The following is an 18,388-nucleotide window of genomic DNA, read 5'->3' as shown; positions in this document are numbered from 1 at the left end:
ATGGCCCTTCTGAACCGCGAAGCCAGTGAGAGACCAGTCGCACCCGCCGCGGCGATAACGATTCGCGGGCGGGCATGCGAGGTCTGTGCCTACCCGTTGTGCTGGCAGAGCACCAAGAGCAAATGCATCGCCGTTACAGCGCGCGACCGGGTTCGGGATAAAGCCGCAGAGCGAGTGAGGGTCAGGGATTTGCGCTACGGATCGCACTTATGGCCTCGAACTGGCTGAGGAAGACCCTGCCGGTCAGGTGGTCAAGGAAGTCGGCCCGCTCCAGCCGGTCCATTACCGGGCCTTTCACTTCGGTCAGATGGAAGGTGACATCGGCATCCCTGAGTCGGTGGTTGATCTCCTCCAGGCTTTCCAGCGCGCTGGCGTCGATGGCGTTGACGGCGGAACACATCAGCACGACGTGGCGGACGTCCGGCCTTTGCGCAACGAGTTCGGCAATACGATCCTCGAGATAGCGGCTGTTGGCGAAATAAAGGCTTTCGTCGACGCGAATCGACAGGATCTGCGGATCGGTCAGAACCTGGTGTCGCTCGACGTTGCGAAAGTGCTCGGTGCCCGGCACCTGGCCGATAATCGCCATATGCGGTTTGCTGGTGCGGTAGAGGTGCAGAAACAGCGAGAGCGCCACGCCGGCAACGACACCCGGCTCCACCCCCCAGAGCAGCGTGACGATGATCGTCGCGGCCATGGCGGAGAAGTCGGCCTTCGAATAGTGGAAGACATGGCGGATCGCCTTGAAGTCGACGAGCGACAGCACCGCGACGATGATGGTTGCGGCCAGCGTCGCCTGCGGGAGGCTGGTGAGCAGCGGGGTGAGGAAGAGTGTGGCGAAGGCGATGCCGACAGCCGTGAAGACGCCGGCCGCGGGGGTCTCGGCGCCGGCATCGAAATTGACGACGGAGCGGGCGAAGCCGCCGGTCACCGGATAGCCAGAGGAGAGGCCGGCGGCGATATTCGCCGCGCCGAGGCCGATGAGCTCCTGGTCCGGGACGATCCGCTGCCGGCGCTTCGAGGCGAGCGTCTGGGCAACGGAGACGGATTCGACGAAGCCGATGATGCTGATCAGAAAGGCCGGCGCGGCAAGCGTCATGATCAGCTCGACAGAAACCTGCGGGAAGCTGAGCGCCGGCAGACCCTGCGGGATCGAACCGACAAGCGCCACGCCCTTCGCGGCAAGGTCGAGGGCGACGGCGAGCAGGATCGTGACGGCCACGGCCAGGATCGGCGCCGTCTTGGTCGCAAGGTCGGCTGCGCGCTTCGCGACGCCGATGCCGATCAGCAGAGGCTTCAGGCGGGTGCGCGCGAAATAGAGAAAGGCCAGTGCGCCGCCGCCAATGGCGACGGTGTAGGGATTGATCTCGGCGGCCAGGCGGGCAAGCGCGATGATCATCTCGAGGAGCGTGTCGCCGCCGGCCGTAACGCCGAGGATGTGTTTCAGCTGACTGGCGGCGATCAGGATGCCGGACGCGGTGATGAAGCCGGAAATCACCGGATGGCTGAGGAAATTGGCGAGGAAGCCGAGCCGCAGCAGGCCCATCAGCACGAGCATGACGCCTGACAGCAGCGCCAGCACGATCGCCGCCGTGAGATAGTCGGCCGTACCCTGCGCGGCGACCTGGCCGACGGCAGAGGCCGTCATCAGGGAAACGACGGCGACGGGGCCGACTGCGAGCGTGCGGCTGGTGCCGAACAGGGCATAGGCCACAAGCGGCAGGATCGAGGCGTAAAGGCCGACTTCAGGCGGCAGGCCGGCGAGCATCGCATAGGCCAGCGATTGCGGGATCAGCATGATCGTCACGATGATCGCGGCAACGACATCATTGGTGAGTGTCGTGCGGTCATAGGCCCGTGCCCAGTCGAGCATCGGGAGGAAGCGCTGGATCCTGATGGCGGGAAGACGCATGTTCCTGTAGCTCTCCCGCTGCTCAGGCGACGCGCGATTGCGTGCGTGCGGCAACCGAACGGCGGACGAAGCGTGCCAGCGCAATGCCCGCGAGCATCGAGCCGACGAAGATCAGCGCGCTCGACTCTCCGAGACCGAGAGCCGGAACGGCACCGCCCGGACAGAAGCCGGTGATGCCCCAGCCGATGCCGAACACGGCCGAGCCGGCAACAAGCGGAAGATCGAGCTTGCGTGCCGTCGGCAGATGGAACGTCTTGTCGAAGAGCGGCGCCGGGCGCTTCAGGATGAAACTGTAGCCGATGGCGGTGACCACGAGCGCGCCGCCCATCACGAAGGCCAGCGACGGGTCCCAGGTTCCGGCGAAGTCGAAGAAGTTGAGCACCTTGGCGGGATTGATCATGCCGGAAATGGCGATGCCGGCGCCGAAAATGAGCCCGGCAATCAGGGCGGAAAGGATTCGGGCCATCAGAAGCCTCCGAGAAGGTGACGGACAACGAAGACGGTGAGCGCCGTCGAAGCCATGAAGATCAGGGCGGCGGCGATCGAGCGCGGCGAGAGGCGTGCAAGCCCGCAGACGCCATGGCCCGACGTGCAGCCTCCGCCAAAATGGACGCCGATGCCGACGATGAGACCGCCGACGATGAGCCAGGGCGTGGGAACCGGGCTTTCGAACGGCACGGCTGAAGCCCCGGCTACGATAATCAAAGCGGGAGCCGCGACTGCCCCTGCGATGAAAGCAGCGCGCCAGGCCCAGTCATTCGACAAGGGCGGAAGGAGCCCGGAGAGAATGCCGGTCATGCCGGCGATGCGGCCGTGAAAGGCCATGAGGAGGATGGCGGCAAGGCCGATCAAAGCGCCCCCGAGAAGGGAGGCAAGCGGTGTGAACTCGGTCATCGATCAGTCTCGTGGTTGTGTGTTGGTCGTGCCGGTTTGGCAGAACAACCGATGCATGGTGTGGATGAAGGCGGCGACGCGGGCGTCGGCGAGCCGATAGAAGACGTGCTTACCCTCCTTGCGGCCGGCGATCAGTCCTGCCTCGCGAAGACCGGCGAGCTGCTGCGAGAGGCCCGGCTGGCGGATGCCAAGCAGATCCTCGAGCTCGCGCACGGAGCGCTCGCCCTCCACGAGAGCGCAACAGACCAGCAGGCGGTCCGGATTGGACAGCTTCTTCAGGAAGGCCGATGCCTCATCGACATTGGCCTTCAGATCGGCGGCTTCGCAGGAGAGCTTTTCGATCACCGGTTCAGTCCCAGGATGCGCCTGTCAACAGATCGAGCGGGATCTTGAGATAGCGCCGGCCGTTCGCTTCCGGTTCGGGCAGACGGCCACCCCTGGTGTTGATCTGCAGCGAATGCAGGATCAGCTTCGGCATGGGCAGAGTTCTGTCGCGGGCCTCGCGCGCGGCGACGAACTCCTCTTCCGTCTTGTACTTGGCCATGTGGATGTTCTTCGCCTTCTGCTCGGCGACCGTCGACTCCCACAGCGGTTCCCGGCCGCCGGGCTGATAGTCATGACCGGTGAAGATGCGGGTCTCGTCGGGAAGCGCCAGAATGTCCTGGATCGACTTCCACAGCACCTTGGCGCTGCCGCCGGGAAAGTCGGCGCGCGCCGTTCCGCTGTCGGGCATGAACAGCGTGTCATGGACGAAGGCGGCATCGCCGATGACATAGGTGATCGAGGCGAGCGTATGGCCGGGCGAGAACATCACCTTGGCATCGATATTGCCGACCCGGAAGGTGTCTCCGTCGGCGAAGAGCCGGTCCCACTGGGAGCCGTCGGCCGGGAAATCCGGCCAGTTATAGAAGTCCTTCCACAGCTTCTGGACCTCGGTGACCTTCTCGCCGATGGCGGTCTGTGCGCCTGTCTTCTGTTTCAGGTAGGCAGCAGCCGAGAAATGATCGGCATGCGGATGGGTGTCGAGGATCCACTCGACCTCGTAACCCTTGTCCCGCACGAATTCGAGGATGCGGTCGGCATTCGTCGAAGCCGTCTGGCCTGACTTCTCGTCGAAGTCATAGACGGGATCGACGATCGCGCATTTCTTCGTCTCGGGATCGGCGACGACATATTGGATCGACCACGTGCGACGGTCGAAGAAGCCGGTCACTTCCGGTTTCGGGGCCATAGGAACTGCCTTTCTGAAGGTTCGTGTGCTGAAAATGGATTTGCGGTGCTAGTGGCCATGGGCTCCCAGCCAGGCAACGGCTCCTGACAGATCGAAGCCGCGTTCCCGCCCGAAGGGGATGACGTCGTCTTTCGCCATGCGGCCGTCGAGAACCTCGCCGAGGGTCCAGAGCGTCAGGGAACGGGTGCCGGACCGGCAGAAGGCAAGAACCTGGCCGTCGCTATCAGCGAGCGCGCGTTGAAACGCCCGCACGGTATCTTCGCTGATCTCGGCCGCGCGCACGGGAATATGCGTACTGGCGAGTCCGGCCTGCGCGGCGGCCTCGGCAATTTCGCTGGCACGCGGCTGGTCGAAATCCTCGCCATCCGGCCGATTGTTGATCAGGGCCCGAATGCCGGACCCGGCGGCCGTGCTGACATCGCTGGTGCTGAGCTGTTCGCAGATCGACAGCCGGTCGTTGATCCGGACAGGCTTCATTGCCGCCCCCCCCTTTGAGAGGGCACGTGTTGAAGCCGAAGAGCGGATAGACCGGGCAAGTCGAGAACAGGCCCGTCAGCAGCGGAACGAGCCCGATCAACCCCCACCAGCGTGCGTTGCCGTCAAGCAGAAAGATGAGCGACAGCAGCGCGAGACCGACGATGATCCTGAGGATGCGATCGATGCCTCCGACATTTTTGGTCATGGTCCATTCCTTTCGTTTGAAGGTCGCGCACCGATTATTTCGCGACAACGATTGCAAAAAATTGCAACTATCAGCGTGCACAAGTTCAACAACGGCTCGGCCTCCATTCCCGATCAGTCCTGCGTGACTTTCCTGCGCCCGGAAGCGCGATTTCCCGCAGAAGGACCGTCGGCGAGCGTGGCCGTTCCCTTTGCTGCCCGCGGCTCGCAAAAGGACTTGTAGAGCACGCTCAGGACGCTGCGGGCCGGCTCGCTTTCGATCCGATACCAGATGGTCTGGCCGTCCCGTCGGCCTGCGATGAGTCGATCACGGCGCAGCAAGGCCAGGTGCTGGGACACGGTCGAGTCGCGAATGCCGAGGAACTCCGCGAGTTGCCCGACTGATTTTTCGCCCTCGATGAGCTGGCACAGGATCAGGAGGCGGTGCCGATTAGCGAGCGCCTTCAGCAATTCGCTGGCATCGTCGGCGGCGGTCTGCATGGATTCGAGATCGATTTTCATTACTGCGAATCTACGATGATTTGAATATATAGGTCAATGGGAAAATTTGGCGTGCTCGGTGCGGCGCAGGATCGACCTTTGTCCAAGGAGAGCTACACCATGGCGAATGCCCGACCGAGCCCCTGGCTGACAGCATTGCGCAACGGCAACCAGATCCTAGCCCGTCCCGATGCACTGGAAGTGCGTCGCGCTTATGCAAACTGCAATTGTTCTTCGGCGGTCTTACCGAAACCAAAGCGCTGATAGAGATGCGTCAGCGCAAGCAATTGTTCGCGCAGCCTATGGCGGTTTGGCGGTCGGGATCGCGTGACATGTTCCGTTCGCCGAAGAGCTTGAGCCGGTTCATTTGGCCTCGGTACGACTTCGTGCATGATAGCCTGTCCATTTCTTCCAGAGAGCCCGGTCAGACATCAGGTTGTCCACAGCATCTCATTGCGCGAGATCGCGGCGGGGCAATCGGGTTTCCAGGCCCGGCTGTTCCCTCGGATCGGAATGATCGGCTCCGCGCCGCACTCAAGGATCGCGGCATGACAGCGGCGTTTGTCGGAGGCTCCGTCCGCTATAATTGTCATGATATCCTCGGTGACCTGGATCTGCGACATCAGCTCCGGCAGGATCGGGCTGTCGCCTTGTCGGCTGGAGGTGAACTCGACAGCACGGATTTCACCTGTCGTGGTGCCGTCACCAGGTCAACATTCCGCCACTTCCGCCCGTGCGTTGCACCATGCTTACGGGCCCGCCACTCGCCATCACCGCGAAAACGGATGTCCATGTCTGCAAAGCGGCTGTTCCGAACCTTCGCGAACAAGGGTGCGGCCATATCTTTCAAATTGCCTCGATTGGTGCGCGTATCGCTTCGGCGGGGCTGAGCGCCTATGACCTGCCCCCCCACGAAGTCCCGCACCATGATGTAGAGTCTGCTCAACCCTGAAGGAGCAGACGAATGAGAAAGAGCCGTTTCATCGAGGCGCAGATGCGGTTGATTACGTTCGACGTGCCGACAAGGCAACAGCAGAAAACGATCAAAAGTGGCGACATCTCTCAGTCACTACAGGAGAGAATTGAGGTTCTGACTATACTGGAGCCATCCAGCTATACTAAAGACTCACCCCTCTCTGCCGCCCAACTTGCCAAGACACCGATCCGCCCTGCACGACGCCCATGACCTCGCGGCCGAGCTGGCGGTCGATGACCGGCCGCCACGGGACAAGGGTGAACTCGTGGGATTTCTCGACCACGGCGAACTTGCCGCTGGATAACTGCACCGTGCCGGTGAACCTGCCGCTGACATTCTCGCCGTCCATGGCGGCGCGGAACGGCAGGCCCTTGCCCTCGGCTATCTCCGCGCCGACACGAGCAACCTCGCGCTCGCGCAGCGTGGCGAGAAGATTGCGCCGATAGAAGATGCGACCGTTCTGCGCTCGGGTCGCGTCGCCCTGTTCGATATGATGCTCGCGGCGCCGGTCCATGGCCTCGCGCACCTGCTGGCCGAAGCCGGTCGGGGCAAGGTCGGCCGTCTCGCCCTGGATCAGCCGCCGGTCCAGCCAGGTCGCGCCGTCCGATCCGATCTGCTTTTCCAGACCGACCGGGGAAAGGACGCGAACGCTGGCCTGCCGGTCGCGGCCGGCGTCATAGGCGGCGGCGCGGCTGACCAGATCATCGGGGATGCGCCATTGGTCGGCGTCGATCCGCTCGACGATCCCGGCGCGGCGCAACGCCTCCAGCCGGCGGACATGGGCATCGACATAGCCCTCATAGTCGCCGCCCGGAACGCGGCCCTCGAACTTCGCCTGCTCCAGATGGCGGCTCGGCCGATAGATGCCATCCTCGGCGATAGCCGTGATGGTGCGGTCGGACGGCCGGGCTGCCGCCTCGGCCGGGCCGATCTGGACGACGCTGCCGATGCGGGCATCCTCCAGCCTTTCGGGCGCGATGCCCGCGATGTGGTGTGTGCGGCCGTCGATCCCGTCCACCACAACGGTCAGGTTCTCGCCCAACTCGTCGGACAGATGCTTGTCCACGACACGGCCGATAATAGGCGTCTCGGGCGCTCCGTCATGGATTTGGAAGCTCATGGGATCGCGTTCGCCGCCCTGCGGGCCGAGCGCCTTCTGCATGGTGCGGATAATGTCGCCACGCTCGCCAAGCTCGCGCAGGGCCGGTTCCATGTCCTTGCTCAATTCCCAAACGCCGGGCGCGTGCTCGGTCGCCAGCCCCATCTTCTCCAGCTTGGCGAGGCGGCGCAGGCGTAGCGTTCGCTCGAACTGCCGCTTCGGCTCTGCCGGTTCATGACGCAGGTCGAGGAAACGGGCATCGGCTTCCTCGGCCATGGCGCGGTCGATGCGGGTGAAACGGTCCTGGTCGATCTCGGCCGACAGCTTGCGGGTCTGCTCGATCTCGGTCACGGGGCCGAGGTCGAGGCTTGCAAGCTCGCTGGCCCGTTCGCGCAGGCCGGCGGAAAGGTAGTCGCCGTTGATGACCAGATCCCCGCCCATATCGTCGCGGCCGTTGACGATGACATGCACATGGGGATGGCCGGTGTTGTAGTGGTTGACCGCTACCCAATCGAGTTTCGTGCCGAGGTCGGCTTCCACCTGTTTCATGAGGTCGCGGGTGTAGGCCGTGAGGTCAGACAGCTCCGCGCTGTCCTCGGGCGAGACGATGAACCGGAACTGGTGGCGGTCGTCCTTGCCGCGCTCAAGGAAGTCGTCAGCGTCGGCCCGGTCCTCGGTCCCCGAATAGAGCCGGCCACGCTCGCCGTCGCGCGAGGTTCCGTCACGCTGGACATAGCGCAGATGCGCGCGGGCGCGGCCGTCCTTCCATGCGGCCCGGACGCTGCGCTGCTTGACGATCACGCGGCGGCTGCCCGGCTGGCGATGATGCCATTGGCCGGAGATGTTGCGGGCGCGCACGAAGCTCGCGCCCCGGCCGCGCTTCACACCCTTGCCGCTGGCGACCACGGCACGGGACCGGCCCGGCGATGACGGGCGGGCGGATGACGACATGCAAGGGGCGCGGGAGGCCGCCGCCTGATGCTGCCGAGTAATCTTCCTGACCTGCGTGAGAAAGCTCTTGGTCTTGCCGGTCTTCGGCGTGTCGGATCGGATGCGGCCGGGCTTCGGGCGGAAACAGTTTTCGTCGTCGGCGCTCACGGGCGCGACTCCAGCCAAAACCGCCGAAAAGAGGCCGATATGGGCCTATGGTGCCGCTCGAAACCCTGCAAAGCCAAGGCTTTGCGCAAAATCGCAGCACGCGGCCCCTCAAAACCATGGTGCCGGAATTGGCCGCCTAACCAGTGTGCAGACAACCATAATTTCCAGAAGCGGCCCGACATGGTGCCGTCTTCTTTAATCTTGCCCTCCGCCTTCCCTGTCGTCTTCGCCTTTCCTGCCGACAATTCAGCCAGGCACAATCCTGCCTGTCTGGACGCCGGAACGGATTGCGCGGAGTGCGGGAACGCCGCCTTCATGGTGTTCCCCCGTCGTCCGTGCGGGCGACGAAAATGCTGCCGTCCTGAGGTTTGGTGCGAACAGGATCGCGCACCGGAACGGTTGCGCGAACGTCATCGGGTCGCGCTTCGGATGACGATGCTACGGCAGTCCGTGCGTCCGCCGAGCGCATGACGAACAGCCCGGCCTCGCGCCAGTCGGGTGGTGGCGGCGGTGCCAGCGCAGGCACTTCTGACGCGGCCGCGCCGCCGAGGATCGGCGCAAGGGTGGCGACATAGGCGCGGGTTTCTGCAGGTAATACCCGCCCGGTCGCAAGGTATTCGTCGTAACGGCCGGGACCGGCATTGTAGGCCGCCAGCATCGCGCCGACATTGCCGTAGCGATCCCACATTTCGCGCAGATAGGCCGCGCCCGCCATGATGTTGTCGCGCGGATCGTAGGGATCACGACCAAGGCCGTGACGGACCCGTAGGCCCGCCCAGGTGTCGGGCATGACCTGCATCAATCCCATCGCCCCGGCCGGGGACACCGCCAGCGTATCGCCGGCACTTTCGGCGTGCAGAACGGCGCAAATCCAGTCTTCGGGAATTCCGAAGCGCCGCGCCGCTTCGGCGATATAAGCGGTATAGGGCTCAATGACGGCAGGCCGAACGATCAGTGTCGATTGTGCAACAGCAATCGCCGATCCGCTGCCAAGCGACAACAGACCGGTTGTCAAGACAACGGCATAGCGCCGCACCGCCCGGGATATGTCGGGGAGCCAAACTGCCAGCACTCTCATCGCTGCCAAAGCCAAGGTGTACGTGCCCGCGCAAAGCCGCCACTGACCTCCGCTGTGCGCGCCAACCGTCTTTTGCCTGAGCAGGACGACGGCATGAGACGACCTTTCCCCGATCAACGGGATGTGAGTTCTGAGCAAGGGGATGGCGCGGAAATGCATGGCCTTAGTCCCGCTCGTCACGCGGTCTTGGGCGACTCCAGTGCAGCGACCACGACGCGCCCGCGTCATCGTCGCGGAACAGGTTGGCGCGGATGGGATGCGGGAATGTTGGATCGTCCAGCAGCACCGAAAGGTATTCGCCAGCCTTTTCGCCGGTGCGTTTCCAGGCTGCACCGATCTCCGGTCCTTCAACGGCACCGTGATGGACGCGGTAGTTGGGGACATTCTCTGCGTCCGCCTCCTCCACCGGAACGATGAAGAGTTCGCGATCGAGGGTGAGTGTGTGGATGCGACCTAGATAGCCGTTTTTCTCGCGCGTGAACTGACCGATCTGAGGCATGACAATCTCCTTGGCGGTGAGGTTGGAAAGACCGTCGGCGGGCACCGCTCCCGCTGATGGGGAAGCAGTCAATGCGTCTGTGCGCTCCACTCGTAGCGGCTGTCGCCTTCCTCATTGGTCCAGAGCGGGATGGCGCGGCCGATGACGGAACTTGCGGGGATGGGTCCGAAATAACGACCGTCCAGGCTGTCTCGGATTTCCCAATTCATGAGGAAAAGCTGGCCGTCACCGATGACGCGGCAGCCCTGCCAGATGGGCAGATCGCGGCCGAGGCTGTCGCGCTCCAACGCCTCGCCCATCTCGATTCCGTCAACCGTGATCGTGCGGCCGGCGCGGCAAACCCGCTGTCCCGGCAGGCCCAAGACGCGCTTCAAGAGCGGGACGCCTCGCGCGATATAGCCGCGCTCGACCATGTAGGCGGCGAGCGGTTCGGGCGGCATGATGGCGACCAGTTCGGACACGTCGATTCGCTCGGCCGGCACGACTGTGTAGAAGCCGATGGGCGCGCTGGCGGTGGCATTCCAGATCAACCTTGCCGGCATATCGACGACACTCATGGCAGCGATGACGCTGACAGCCAGCACCGTCACCGTGAGGACGCGGCGGCGCGTCATGGCTCGATCCTCCGTCGCCCAATCCAGGCGGCGTGCCGCTCAGGCGTGTAGGCGCTCGGTTCCAGGTTAGCTGTCAGGCGGTTGTGGACGTGCCGCCAGTAATCCGGGGACACGTTGGCCGGATCGAAACCGAGGGCTTCCAACGCGTCGATGACGGCAAGCGCCCGCTGCACCTTCTCCCAGCCATTGAGGCGCAGAAGGATGTCGCCACCGGGCCGGACGAAGGGCAAGGTCTGGAACGGTTCGCCGCGACCGATGGCGCGCACGATGTCGATGCGCGAGACTACGGTGCCAAAGTCGTTTGCTGCCCATCGCACGAAGGCGAAGATGCTGCCGGGCGGAAAGCCGACGATGCTGCGGCGACGGTCGATGATCTGTTCGTAGCTCTTGCGGCCGAAGCGTATCCAGTGCTCGACCCTCTGCTTCTGAAAGGTCAGCTCGACAAATGTAGTGAACGGCGCGGGTTCGTCCGGCAGCGATCGACCGTGCGCCTTCCTGTGGGAACGACGGATCATGGTTCGTCTCCGGTAATGTCGGTGGATGTGCGGGCGAGCACCGCGTCGAGCGCAGCTTCGGTGCGCAGGATAGCGCGACCAATGGCTTCGGGAATTTGCGGAAGAACGGCGTCGCCGAAAGCTTCGACGATCAGACTGGCCGCAGAAGTCCCTTTGCGACTGCCGAGTGCAATGCGCGTGTCAGCCACCCAGGTGGAAAGCCCATCATCCAGCCGTAGGTGATGGGCAAGGCCGCCGTTCCAGTCAGCCCATGGCTCCGCAGCATCGTCGCCAGCGCCCGCGCTCCCGCCCATTTGTCCGGCGCGCGATCCGTCATCGCCCCGTTCATCACCGCGTCCATGGTCGGAGATTTCCGGCGGTCGTAGGCCGGACTCCAGCCGTCCATCCTGCTGTCTCTCTTCGTCGGCGTCGGCAGGATTTCCGCCGCATGGCGCAACAGGTTCGGTGTGTCGATCTGCGCCTTCGCGCCGCTCAATCGCCTTCCTGTCTCGATCTCCTGCGCGCTCAACCTGCGCCCGCCGTTCGGCTTTACCGGCGTCGGCATCAGGCTGCAGGAGCGTTCCAGACTGTCGAAATGCAGCGCCTCGCTGATCGTCGGTGTCCGGTCGAAATCGTCCTGGTCCGATGTCATCCGGCCCTTGTGCTTGCGCAGAACGCTCTCCCGCGGTGCGGGGTTCGCAGTCGGCGTTCCCATCATCCCCGCGTGTCGACTGGCATGGCCCTGCAATTGGCTGAGAACGTCGCCCCGGCCACCCCGATCCGCATCCGACTTCCTCGGCGTCGCAAGGATCATTCGCAGCGGATATGTCGATCCCGCTCCGCCGCCCGCGCCATCCTTCATCCCGTCCGATGCCATCGGCGTCGGCAGTGGGCGGTTGCGGAACAGCTCGTAGAGGCCCGATTCCCTCATCGCCCGGCGCGCGCCCGAACCACCCTCCAGACGGATGCCGCCCTGCTGGGACTGCGATACCGGCGTGGGCAAGCTGTTCGGGGTCGTAGCCGATAAGCCAGGACCGCTTGCGGACGTGGTTGGCGCCAACGCTGTCAGCACCCACCACGCACGGTTCGACGGCGTAGCCGAGCGCTTCCAGTTCAGCGAGCAGCCGGTCAGCGCCGCGAGTTCTGAGATTAGCGCTGTTCTCAAAAGCGAACCAGCGAGGGCGGCAATCTCCGACAAGCCGGACGGCTTCGAGGTAGAGGCCCGACCGCTCGCCGTCGATCCCTTTGCCCTTGGTGTTGGCGCTGCTGATGTCCTGGCAGGGCGGGCTGCCGACGACGATGTCGGGCAGGACTCCAAGGTCGGAAACAAGGTGAGCTGCCGTGAGTCCGCGCACGTCCTCGTAGAGTCTGACATGGGGATTGTTCTCTGCATAAAGGATGCGCCGCCATTCGACGATTTGGCAGGCGGCGATGGTAACGAAGCCGGCGCGGTGCAGGCCGAGCGACCAGCCGCCCGCGGCGGCGCTGAACAGGTCGAGTGCGCGCGTCAAAGAATAGAAGTTAGATTCTTTGTTAGATTCTTCTATAAAGTGCGCGGCGCGATTTGCGCCTAATGTGCCGATACTGTTTGCGCCTAATCTGCCGATAGGTTCCACATGGTTATCCACAGGCACTGTGGATAAGTTTCCGGGGTAAAAACGCACCAATTCGCGCCGATCCTCCCACTCGATTTCGAGACGGTATCCGGGCAGCGGCTGGCGGGCGGCGATCCGGCGCAGGTCGAGCGCGAAGTCGGACGACCGCGCGAGACTGCCGGACTTTTCGTGAAGGTGGCTGATCTCGAAAGCCCAGCCGTCAGGTTGGTGGCCGGCATGCTTGCGGGCAACGCGATAGAGCCATCGCTCGATGCCGCCAGTCAGCCGGAAATAGGCCGGGTCTATGGTCAGGATCAGAGAGCGGTCGATAACGCTCTGGTAGAACCATTCGGGCAGGACGAACTCCATGCCCTCCACGCGGCCGGAGCGCGTTGTCATTTCCTCCCACTCGTTGATCCATGAGAATTGCCGCCGGCGCCAGTTCGGGCCGTTACGGATCGTCGTGGCGACAACGGTGGATTGCAGGCGACCAAGCGCCGCCTTCAGAAGCTGATACTGATGGTTCCCGGTCGGGCGTCCGATCGCACGCAGCAACTGATAGGGCGTGAAACGGAAGAAACGTGAAGTCGGGATGCCGCTGTTTTCGGCTGCGACGATCTGCGACGCGGCCCAGATCAGGACATCAGCATCCCAGATGGTCGCCATGCCATGTTCGGGCATGGCGAAGACCTGCACCTCGACATCTGCGCCCTTGTAGAGAATCGGTTTCATGCGTGGGCGCTTGCCGAGCGAAAAGAACGGCCGTTCCATCAGGTCGCGCTGGTCACGCGGCGCAGCGTCCCCGGTCGCCACCACGAACGGGTCGAGATGGCTGCGCTCGCTGACCACTTCCGTCTGCGCTGGTCTATGATCGTCGTCACGCAGCATTCAGAGTTCTTCCCGCTCCGCAGGTGTCAGCGGTCGCGCGGGAAAGACCGTGCGGGCGTTCGCGTCGCGAGTGGACTTGCGTGCGCCGATTGCACTCCAGGCTTCCAGATCCTGCACGGCATAGACGACCCGTCCCCCGATCTTTCGGTAGACGGGGCCGGTGCCGTAGGTTCGGTGCTTTTCGAGAGTGCGCAGCGATATGCCGAGGAAGCGCGCAGCCTCCTGCGTGCGAAGCAGCCGTGGCGGCAGGTCGGCATTGCGGCCGTGGATCATGGTATCGCCTCCGGTTGGTCAGACAAACGGCCGCCGAGAGGGCGGCAGGCTGTGGCGAACCATGGCGAACGACGTGCGGCATGTAGCGTGCCGCATTTGCGCCCCTGCGCTGGCGGCACCCCTCAAGGCGGAAGTGAAATGGGAGTATTTCCGTGAGAAGAAGTCAGCCGGGCTCAAACGGTAAAGACAACCGTGCCCGGCTCGGCTATGAATGAAAGCGGAGCAGACGCGCTGCTCCGGGGCGTCGAAACCCCTGACTAGCGGTTGGTGTCGGCCGTGACGGCACCACACTCCTTGACCCTATGGTCGGGGAGCCTGTGGCGTATGTCCAGGGCTACCCGCCTAAAGGCCATGGGGCCGTCTAGTCACGGTTTCGAACTCCCCGATCACCAGGTCTGAGGGGCCATTTGCGGGGGCGCACCGCAAGCAAGGCTCTCCGGGAAGAAGGGGATTGACAATGGGAACGCCCGTCGAACTCGACCCCGATGTGGATGATGAGGCACCGACAGGCAACGAGATCACCAGCTATGACGAGCGGCATTTCGTGACCTATCTGAGGCTTCTCGACGCCAGGGCCGAAGGGGCGGACTGGAAGGAAGTCGCGCAGATTGTCCTGCACCGCGACCCGGTCGCCGACGAGACGCGTACTTATCGGTGCTGGCAAAGCCACCTGGAGCGCGCACAATGGCTTTCGCGCGAGGGATATCGCAATCTTCTGAGGCAATCACCGACCAGCAAGTCCTGAAGCGGTCAACGCTTGCCAGGTTTGATCGGATAATGCAGCAACAGGCGATACCCGCCTCGCATCATCCTGGTGCCATGTGCCACAAGGCGACGCGCTTTGCTCTTGCGCGGGTCGCCCTCGAAGTCCTCCTTGGTCCCGCGAAAGCCGAGCAGGACTTTTGCGATGGTGCGATAACTCTCTCCACACAGCCTTGCGTCGAGCGCCCGTAAAGACAGGATGTACCATTGCCGGCGCTGTGCAGGAAACGCCCGAAAATCGGGACCTGACGCCCGGCCATTGAGAGAGCGCCAGAAACGACGGGCCGCATGTGCACGAAGTTCCAGATAGACGTCCATGGGCAGGGTGAGCGCATAAAATGCCGCTGCGTCCGGTATCGCCCCGGGCAGCCAGAACTGATGCGCAACACCGTTGGCTCGCCAGATACCATGCCAGCCATCGGCGGCGCGGCGCAAATCGAGATCGTCAAGCTGGGCCAGCGTAACGATCGGTTCCGTGTCGCCGTTCCTGCGTTCTACAGGTGACAGCATCACGGCTTCAGGATAGAGGCTCGGATTCCAGAACGGTGTCTGGCAATCAGGCGGCACGTCGGGGTCGCAGGGGAAATCGCAACCCCCAACGGTTGGCAAATACGTCAAGGTCACGGTCAGCCGGTTGGTCCGTCAGCACGGCCGCGTTGTAATCCTGACGGTAATCCTCGTTCCGGCGGAGATATTCCCAGGCGAACCCGGCGGCCGGAAGGTGCATCGTATGCCTGTACGCCGCCGGTGAACGCCAGTCGATGCTGAGCATGGCGTCACCTCCCAAAACCGGGGCGCGCAGGGCGACGCCCCGGCAGAGGATTTTATGCAATCAAAGCAAGACGAAGAAGCCGCGCGTCCCAGATATGTTGATCGCGGAAGGTGATCACTCTGCGTCGGATTGCCCTGACGTCTCCTGTCGCGAGCCGGGCGTAGCCCGGCGAGCGTTTGCTCGGTCGAAGATATGACTTTCCGCGCGTACAGGAGGTGCCCGCACATGGCAGGCACTTTGGCCAGAGAAAAAGGGGCGGCCTATGCGGCCGCCCTGTCGCCCTTCTGCTGCATCCATGCAAGCCGCCTGCTGGCCGTCTGGTGGTGGCCGCTGTCCAGCTCGATGCCGATCCAGTCGCGGCCGATCTGCTGCGCCGCCGCCAGGGTGGAGCCGCTGCCGCTGAACGGGTCCAGCACAAGCTCGCCGGGCTTCGTGAAAGCCTCGATCAACGGCGCCAAGGCTTCGACCGGCTTTTGCGTCGGGTGCAGCTTGTTGCCCGCATAGGGGAAGTCGATCACGTCCGGGATGGGATTTTCAGGCAGACAAACATTGCCCTTCGCCAGCAAGTAAGCCTGTTCATGCTGATAGCGCAGGAACTTCGCCGACGACGCATAACGCTTGCGGAACACGATATGTCCGACAATGCGGAAACCTGCCGCCTTCCATGCGTCCATGAACAGATCGACCTTGTTCCAGCCATAGAAGGAAACGGCGAAACCGCCATCCTTCAAAACGCGGTGCATCTGGTTGAAGGCGGGGCGGAGCCAGCGAGCATTGTCGTCGTTCGCCACCTTCCTGCCGTTGCGATCCCGATAGTTCACGAGATAGGGCGGATCGGTCAGAATGAAGTCCACCGATCCCCTTTCAAAAGAACGCATCGCCTGGATGCAATCGGCATTGACGATCACGTTGCGCGGGGTGTTGAAGGTGCGGGTCATGGGTCTTCCTTTCCGGTTGCAGGGTTCAGAGGAAGCGAAGCGCTCGCTCCTGAACCCTTGCCCGTCGGCGAGACCGGGGTAGCAAGGTGCAAGGAAAGTCTTTGGCACCGTGGAATAAATGGAGGGGACCCGCTTGCGGGGGGCGAGCCGTTTATGCCGCGAAAGGCCAGAGAGTTTTCTTGGGCCGCGCGAGGGCAGCGCCCTTAGCTCTTGCTTCAGAAACCGGGTTATTTCGGCTTTCGTACGGATGAGCTTGCGTGCAAGGCAGACGCCCGGCGGCTCACTTCAGATTTCTGCTGCCATACGCTAAAGCTGGCAACTTAATACTTTCGCACTTTCCGGAGAGCGATCCGGGGGGCTCATCTTTGGACCATGAACATCTCACGAAAAAGCTGTTCCGATCTGACGATCCCCTTGTCCGTAAGCCAGACGGATTTCGCTTTGTTGACCGGATTGCCGATGAAGCCCTTCTCGTGCAGTCGGTTCATCGCGCTCCAGTCGAATCCCTTCCATGCTCGGCCGTCCCCGTCGAGCGTCAGGTAGAGCAGCGCGAGAATCGCATCGTCGATCCTGTCCTTGTCGATCTCCATTGCGCGATGTTCTCCCGATTCCAGAGCATCCTGATTATACGCTACAGTATCCCATATGCCGCACGGGTGCGACGCGGGGCTTTCCTTTCATGCACGAGCGGTTCTTCGATGGTCCCTGCCCCCTCCGGGCAATGGGATTTTTGGAGACGATGGCGCTCAAACGCAGCAGGATCAACATTGAGGTCTTTGGACCTCCGGCCTCGTCGGAACCGGCGCGGAACGGCGGCAGTCGCGCCGACGAAGCGGTCATGATCCTCACCCGGCTGCTCGGCCGCCAGATCGCCCGCGAGCAGTTCGAGCGCAAGCTGGCGCTGGAACGCAGGGTACAGAAGAAGCGCCCAGCAGGCGAGGATGCGTGATGCCTGTGGTTTCAGGCACCGGGTTTGTTCAGGATGCAGTCATGACCACTGTTGATTCCATTTCTTTCCAGCCCAGTCCCGAAGAACTTTTGCATCAGGCGCGACAAGCGCCGGTGGAGATCACCCGGCACGGTCGCCGCGAATTCGTGCTGATGCGCGCCGACCACTATGACTGGCTCCGGGCTGCCGCGCAGCGACGTCACCGCACGGCGGAAGCTGCCGATATCGTCATCGACGCGGTTGAGCGCGCAGAGATGAACGCCGGGCTCATGCCGCTGGACGCCCCGCTCGGATAGGCGATCAGAGCGCCCCGCACATCGGTCATCGCCTCGTCGCGACACCCGCGCCGGGGCATTCGCATATTCTTCTTGTGACCGTTTTGGTCCCGTGATATAGGTACGCTATGAGGATCATTGCCCGCCGCACCTTGCGGCAGTTCGTCGACAGCCTCGCGGGGCAGAAGGACCAGCCGGCGGTCAAGGCCGCGCTCGACGCCTGGTTCGACGAAGTCAGCAAGGCGGACTGGACCAGTTCGGCGGATGTGAAGCGGCTCTACGCGACGGCCAGCATCGTCAGCGCCGAACGCATCGTCTTCAACATCAAGGGCAACGATTATCGCCTCGTGGTGGCGGTCGATTTCGAGAAGGGCATCGTCTGGATCAAGTGGATCGGCACCCACAAGGCATATGACAGGATCGACGTGACGGAGGTCAGACATGGCGACTGAGCTGAAGCCCATCCGCACCGAGGCGGATTACGATGCGGCGCTTGCCGAAGTGGAACGGCTGTGGGGTGCGAAGAGCGGCACGCCGGATGGCGACCGGCTCGACGTGCTGGCGACGCTGATCGAGGCTTATGAAGCGAAGAACTATCCGATGGATCCGCCCGACCCGATCGAGGCGATCCGGTTCCGCATGGAGCAGCAGGGACTGACCCGCAGGGACCTGGAGCCGATGATCGGCCCGCGCAACCGGGTGGCCGATGTCCTGAACCGCAAGCGGGGACTGTCCATCGAGATGATCCGGCAGTTGCACAACCACCTGGGCATTTCGGCCGAAGTGCTGATCCGGCCGAGCCGCTTCGACAAGGTTGCCTGAAGGAGTCTATGCCATGACGCGCGTCGCCCTTTATGCCCGCTATTCCTCCGATAACCAG

Annotated in this window: 25 protein-coding genes and 2 pseudogenes (1 of these 27 cut by a window edge); 6 read left to right on the top strand and 21 right to left on the bottom strand. The window is 63.3% G+C overall.

Annotated elements, in window-relative coordinates:
- Positions 1-181 precede the first annotated feature (181 nt).
- The 17 genes and pseudogenes from ACWH43_RS00165 to ACWH43_RS00085 form a co-directional block, all read right to left on the bottom strand.
- Entirely contained in the window at positions 182-1,912 is a 1,731-nt protein-coding gene (locus ACWH43_RS00165) for a SulP family inorganic anion transporter (protein WP_113501312.1), read from the bottom strand.
- Positions 1,913-1,934: 22 nt separating this feature from the next.
- On the bottom strand, positions 1,935-2,378 hold the full coding sequence (locus tag ACWH43_RS00160) for a DUF6691 family protein (RefSeq protein WP_113501311.1): 444 nt from the start codon (positions 2,376-2,378) through the stop codon (positions 1,935-1,937).
- Positions 2,378-2,806, bottom strand: coding sequence for a YeeE/YedE family protein (locus tag ACWH43_RS00155; RefSeq protein ID WP_121984111.1), 429 nt, complete (start codon positions 2,804-2,806; stop codon positions 2,378-2,380). Before ACWH43_RS00155 ends, ACWH43_RS00160 begins: the two co-directional genes overlap by 1 nt.
- Positions 2,807-2,809: 3 nt before the next feature.
- Positions 2,810-3,151, bottom strand: coding sequence for an ArsR/SmtB family transcription factor (locus ACWH43_RS00150; RefSeq protein ID WP_113501309.1), 342 nt, complete (start codon positions 3,149-3,151; stop codon positions 2,810-2,812).
- A 4-nt stretch (positions 3,152-3,155) separates the two neighbouring features.
- Positions 3,156-4,037 (bottom strand): MBL fold metallo-hydrolase, encoded by an 882-nt coding sequence (locus ACWH43_RS00145; RefSeq protein ID WP_121984110.1) that lies wholly within the window; start codon positions 4,035-4,037, stop codon positions 3,156-3,158.
- A gap of 48 nt (positions 4,038-4,085) precedes the next feature.
- Entirely contained in the window at positions 4,086-4,514 is a 429-nt protein-coding gene (locus tag ACWH43_RS00140; RefSeq protein ID WP_121984109.1) for a TIGR01244 family sulfur transferase, read from the bottom strand.
- 28 nt (positions 4,515-4,542) lie between these two features.
- A pseudogene (locus ACWH43_RS00135) lies at positions 4,543-4,719 on the bottom strand (YgaP family membrane protein); the annotation flags it as partial.
- Between the two features lie 113 nt (positions 4,720-4,832).
- Positions 4,833-5,219 (bottom strand): ArsR/SmtB family transcription factor, encoded by a 387-nt coding sequence (locus ACWH43_RS00130; RefSeq protein WP_158444758.1) that lies wholly within the window; start codon positions 5,217-5,219, stop codon positions 4,833-4,835.
- A 283-nt stretch (positions 5,220-5,502) separates the two neighbouring features.
- A pseudogene (locus tag ACWH43_RS00125) lies at positions 5,503-5,985 on the bottom strand (transposase); the annotation flags it as partial.
- A 331-nt stretch (positions 5,986-6,316) separates the two neighbouring features.
- Positions 6,317-7,549, bottom strand: a complete 1,233-nt coding sequence (locus ACWH43_RS00120) for a DUF3363 domain-containing protein (RefSeq protein WP_448153654.1) — start codon at positions 7,547-7,549, stop codon at positions 6,317-6,319.
- 818 nt (positions 7,550-8,367) lie between these two features.
- The gene (locus ACWH43_RS00115) at positions 8,368-8,688 is read right to left on the bottom strand and encodes a hypothetical protein (protein WP_448153385.1); all 321 of its coding nucleotides are present in this window, start codon (positions 8,686-8,688) and stop codon (positions 8,368-8,370) included.
- On the bottom strand, positions 8,685-9,608 hold the full coding sequence (locus ACWH43_RS00110) for a lytic transglycosylase domain-containing protein (RefSeq protein ID WP_158444766.1): 924 nt from the start codon (positions 9,606-9,608) through the stop codon (positions 8,685-8,687). The genes ACWH43_RS00115 and ACWH43_RS00110 overlap by 4 nt, the downstream gene beginning before the upstream one ends.
- Before the next feature lie 4 nt (positions 9,609-9,612).
- Positions 9,613-9,948 carry a DUF736 domain-containing protein gene (locus ACWH43_RS00105; RefSeq protein ID WP_158444768.1) on the bottom strand — a complete coding sequence of 112 codons (336 nt, stop codon included), beginning with the start codon at positions 9,946-9,948 and terminating at the stop codon, positions 9,613-9,615.
- 68 nt (positions 9,949-10,016) lie between these two features.
- Entirely contained in the window at positions 10,017-10,562 is a 546-nt protein-coding gene (locus tag ACWH43_RS00100) for a S26 family signal peptidase (RefSeq protein WP_158444770.1), read from the bottom strand.
- The gene (locus ACWH43_RS00095; RefSeq protein WP_448153384.1) at positions 10,559-11,077 is read right to left on the bottom strand and encodes a DUF2840 domain-containing protein; all 519 of its coding nucleotides are present in this window, start codon (positions 11,075-11,077) and stop codon (positions 10,559-10,561) included. Before ACWH43_RS00095 ends, ACWH43_RS00100 begins: the two co-directional genes overlap by 4 nt.
- Positions 11,074-13,539 carry a replication initiator protein A gene (locus ACWH43_RS00090; protein WP_158444773.1) on the bottom strand — a complete coding sequence of 822 codons (2,466 nt, stop codon included), beginning with the start codon at positions 13,537-13,539 and terminating at the stop codon, positions 11,074-11,076. Before ACWH43_RS00090 ends, ACWH43_RS00095 begins: the two co-directional genes overlap by 4 nt.
- Positions 13,540-13,812, bottom strand: coding sequence for a helix-turn-helix transcriptional regulator (locus ACWH43_RS00085; protein ID WP_113334130.1), 273 nt, complete (start codon positions 13,810-13,812; stop codon positions 13,540-13,542). It lies immediately after the preceding gene.
- 457 nt (positions 13,813-14,269) lie between these two features.
- On the opposite strand from ACWH43_RS00085, the gene ACWH43_RS00080 reads away from it, so the two are divergent.
- A complete protein-coding gene (locus ACWH43_RS00080; RefSeq protein WP_113501296.1) occupies positions 14,270-14,557 on the top strand; it encodes a DNA -binding domain-containing protein in 288 nt (95 codons plus the stop codon).
- A 5-nt stretch (positions 14,558-14,562) separates the two neighbouring features.
- Here the strand turns inward: ACWH43_RS00080 and ACWH43_RS00075 are convergent, their stop codons facing one another.
- The 4 genes from ACWH43_RS00075 to ACWH43_RS00060 all read right to left on the bottom strand — a co-directional run bounded on the left by ACWH43_RS00075 (position 14,563) and on the right by ACWH43_RS00060 (position 16,874).
- Positions 14,563-15,198 (bottom strand): DUF2285 domain-containing protein, encoded by a 636-nt coding sequence (locus ACWH43_RS00075; RefSeq protein ID WP_446325284.1) that lies wholly within the window; start codon positions 15,196-15,198, stop codon positions 14,563-14,565.
- Positions 15,131-15,301, bottom strand: a complete 171-nt coding sequence (locus ACWH43_RS00070; protein ID WP_260348280.1) for a transcriptional regulator domain-containing protein — start codon at positions 15,299-15,301, stop codon at positions 15,131-15,133. The genes ACWH43_RS00075 and ACWH43_RS00070 overlap by 68 nt, the downstream gene beginning before the upstream one ends.
- 305 nt (positions 15,302-15,606) lie before the next feature.
- On the bottom strand, positions 15,607-16,284 hold the full coding sequence (locus ACWH43_RS00065) for a DNA methyltransferase (protein ID WP_158444774.1): 678 nt from the start codon (positions 16,282-16,284) through the stop codon (positions 15,607-15,609).
- 359 nt (positions 16,285-16,643) lie between these two features.
- A complete protein-coding gene (locus tag ACWH43_RS00060) occupies positions 16,644-16,874 on the bottom strand; it encodes a DUF6429 family protein (RefSeq protein WP_024850028.1) in 231 nt (76 codons plus the stop codon).
- An 89-nt stretch (positions 16,875-16,963) separates the two neighbouring features.
- On the opposite strand from ACWH43_RS00060, the gene ACWH43_RS00055 reads away from it, so the two are divergent.
- The 5 genes from ACWH43_RS00055 to ACWH43_RS00035 all read left to right on the top strand — a co-directional run.
- Positions 16,964-17,233: a hypothetical protein gene (locus ACWH43_RS00055; RefSeq protein ID WP_158444775.1), complete on the top strand. Its 270-nt coding sequence runs from the start codon at positions 16,964-16,966 to the stop codon at positions 17,231-17,233.
- A gap of 41 nt (positions 17,234-17,274) precedes the next feature.
- Entirely contained in the window at positions 17,275-17,529 is a 255-nt protein-coding gene (locus tag ACWH43_RS00050) for a type II toxin-antitoxin system prevent-host-death family antitoxin (RefSeq protein ID WP_158444776.1), read from the top strand.
- A gap of 107 nt (positions 17,530-17,636) precedes the next feature.
- Positions 17,637-17,960 carry a type II toxin-antitoxin system HigB family toxin gene (locus ACWH43_RS00045; protein ID WP_151659453.1) on the top strand — a complete coding sequence of 108 codons (324 nt, stop codon included), beginning with the start codon at positions 17,637-17,639 and terminating at the stop codon, positions 17,958-17,960.
- Positions 17,950-18,330, top strand: coding sequence for a helix-turn-helix domain-containing protein (locus ACWH43_RS00040; protein WP_151659454.1), 381 nt, complete (start codon positions 17,950-17,952; stop codon positions 18,328-18,330). Before ACWH43_RS00045 ends, ACWH43_RS00040 begins: the two co-directional genes overlap by 11 nt.
- A 13-nt stretch (positions 18,331-18,343) precedes the next feature.
- Positions 18,344-18,388 carry the start of a recombinase family protein gene (locus ACWH43_RS00035; RefSeq protein WP_260348281.1) on the top strand. The gene runs 1,653 nt beyond the window's last position, so only the first 45 of its 1,698 coding nucleotides appear in the window; its start codon is at positions 18,344-18,346; the stop codon falls past the right edge of the window.

The sequence above is a fragment of the Allobosea minatitlanensis genome, from assembly GCF_964020775.1.
Note: the sequence above shows the minus strand (reverse complement) of the source record. Positions and strands in the feature narration are given on the sequence as shown.

What these genes read in the sequence shown, in the direction of transcription:
- ACWH43_RS00070 (WP_260348280.1), bottom strand. Translation starts at nt 15,301, where the DNA reads ATGCACCTTCCGGCCGCCGGGTTCGCCTGGGAATATCTCCGCCGGAAC.
- ACWH43_RS00080 (WP_113501296.1), top strand. Translation starts at nt 14,270, where the DNA reads ATGGGAACGCCCGTCGAACTCGACCCCGATGTGGATGATGAGGCACCG.
- ACWH43_RS00095 (WP_448153384.1), bottom strand. Translation starts at nt 11,077, where the DNA reads ATGATCCGTCGTTCCCACAGGAAGGCGCACGGTCGATCGCTGCCGGAC.
- ACWH43_RS00045 (WP_151659453.1), top strand. Translation starts at nt 17,637, where the DNA reads ATGAGGATCATTGCCCGCCGCACCTTGCGGCAGTTCGTCGACAGCCTC.
- ACWH43_RS00065 (WP_158444774.1), bottom strand. Translation starts at nt 16,284, where the DNA reads ATGACCCGCACCTTCAACACCCCGCGCAACGTGATCGTCAATGCCGAT.
- ACWH43_RS00055 (WP_158444775.1), top strand. Translation starts at nt 16,964, where the DNA reads ATGCACGAGCGGTTCTTCGATGGTCCCTGCCCCCTCCGGGCAATGGGA.
- ACWH43_RS00050 (WP_158444776.1), top strand. Translation starts at nt 17,275, where the DNA reads ATGACCACTGTTGATTCCATTTCTTTCCAGCCCAGTCCCGAAGAACTT.
- ACWH43_RS00110 (WP_158444766.1), bottom strand. Translation starts at nt 9,608, where the DNA reads ATGCATTTCCGCGCCATCCCCTTGCTCAGAACTCACATCCCGTTGATC.
- ACWH43_RS00120 (WP_448153654.1), bottom strand. Translation starts at nt 7,549, where the DNA reads ATGGCCGAGGAAGCCGATGCCCGTTTCCTCGACCTGCGTCATGAACCG.
- ACWH43_RS00115 (WP_448153385.1), bottom strand. Translation starts at nt 8,688, where the DNA reads ATGAAGGCGGCGTTCCCGCACTCCGCGCAATCCGTTCCGGCGTCCAGA.
- ACWH43_RS00155 (WP_121984111.1), bottom strand. Translation starts at nt 2,806, where the DNA reads ATGACCGAGTTCACACCGCTTGCCTCCCTTCTCGGGGGCGCTTTGATC.
- ACWH43_RS00105 (WP_158444768.1), bottom strand. Translation starts at nt 9,948, where the DNA reads ATGCCTCAGATCGGTCAGTTCACGCGCGAGAAAAACGGCTATCTAGGT.
- ACWH43_RS00090 (WP_158444773.1), bottom strand. Translation starts at nt 13,539, where the DNA reads ATGCTGCGTGACGACGATCATAGACCAGCGCAGACGGAAGTGGTCAGC.
- ACWH43_RS00100 (WP_158444770.1), bottom strand. Translation starts at nt 10,562, where the DNA reads ATGACGCGCCGCCGCGTCCTCACGGTGACGGTGCTGGCTGTCAGCGTC.
- ACWH43_RS00140 (WP_121984109.1), bottom strand. Translation starts at nt 4,514, where the DNA reads ATGAAGCCTGTCCGGATCAACGACCGGCTGTCGATCTGCGAACAGCTC.
- ACWH43_RS00040 (WP_151659454.1), top strand. Translation starts at nt 17,950, where the DNA reads ATGGCGACTGAGCTGAAGCCCATCCGCACCGAGGCGGATTACGATGCG.
- ACWH43_RS00130 (WP_158444758.1), bottom strand. Translation starts at nt 5,219, where the DNA reads ATGAAAATCGATCTCGAATCCATGCAGACCGCCGCCGACGATGCCAGC.
- ACWH43_RS00165 (WP_113501312.1), bottom strand. Translation starts at nt 1,912, where the DNA reads ATGCGTCTTCCCGCCATCAGGATCCAGCGCTTCCTCCCGATGCTCGAC.
- ACWH43_RS00145 (WP_121984110.1), bottom strand. Translation starts at nt 4,037, where the DNA reads ATGGCCCCGAAACCGGAAGTGACCGGCTTCTTCGACCGTCGCACGTGG.
- ACWH43_RS00160 (WP_113501311.1), bottom strand. Translation starts at nt 2,378, where the DNA reads ATGGCCCGAATCCTTTCCGCCCTGATTGCCGGGCTCATTTTCGGCGCC.
- ACWH43_RS00060 (WP_024850028.1), bottom strand. Translation starts at nt 16,874, where the DNA reads ATGGAGATCGACAAGGACAGGATCGACGATGCGATTCTCGCGCTGCTC.
- ACWH43_RS00085 (WP_113334130.1), bottom strand. Translation starts at nt 13,812, where the DNA reads ATGATCCACGGCCGCAATGCCGACCTGCCGCCACGGCTGCTTCGCACG.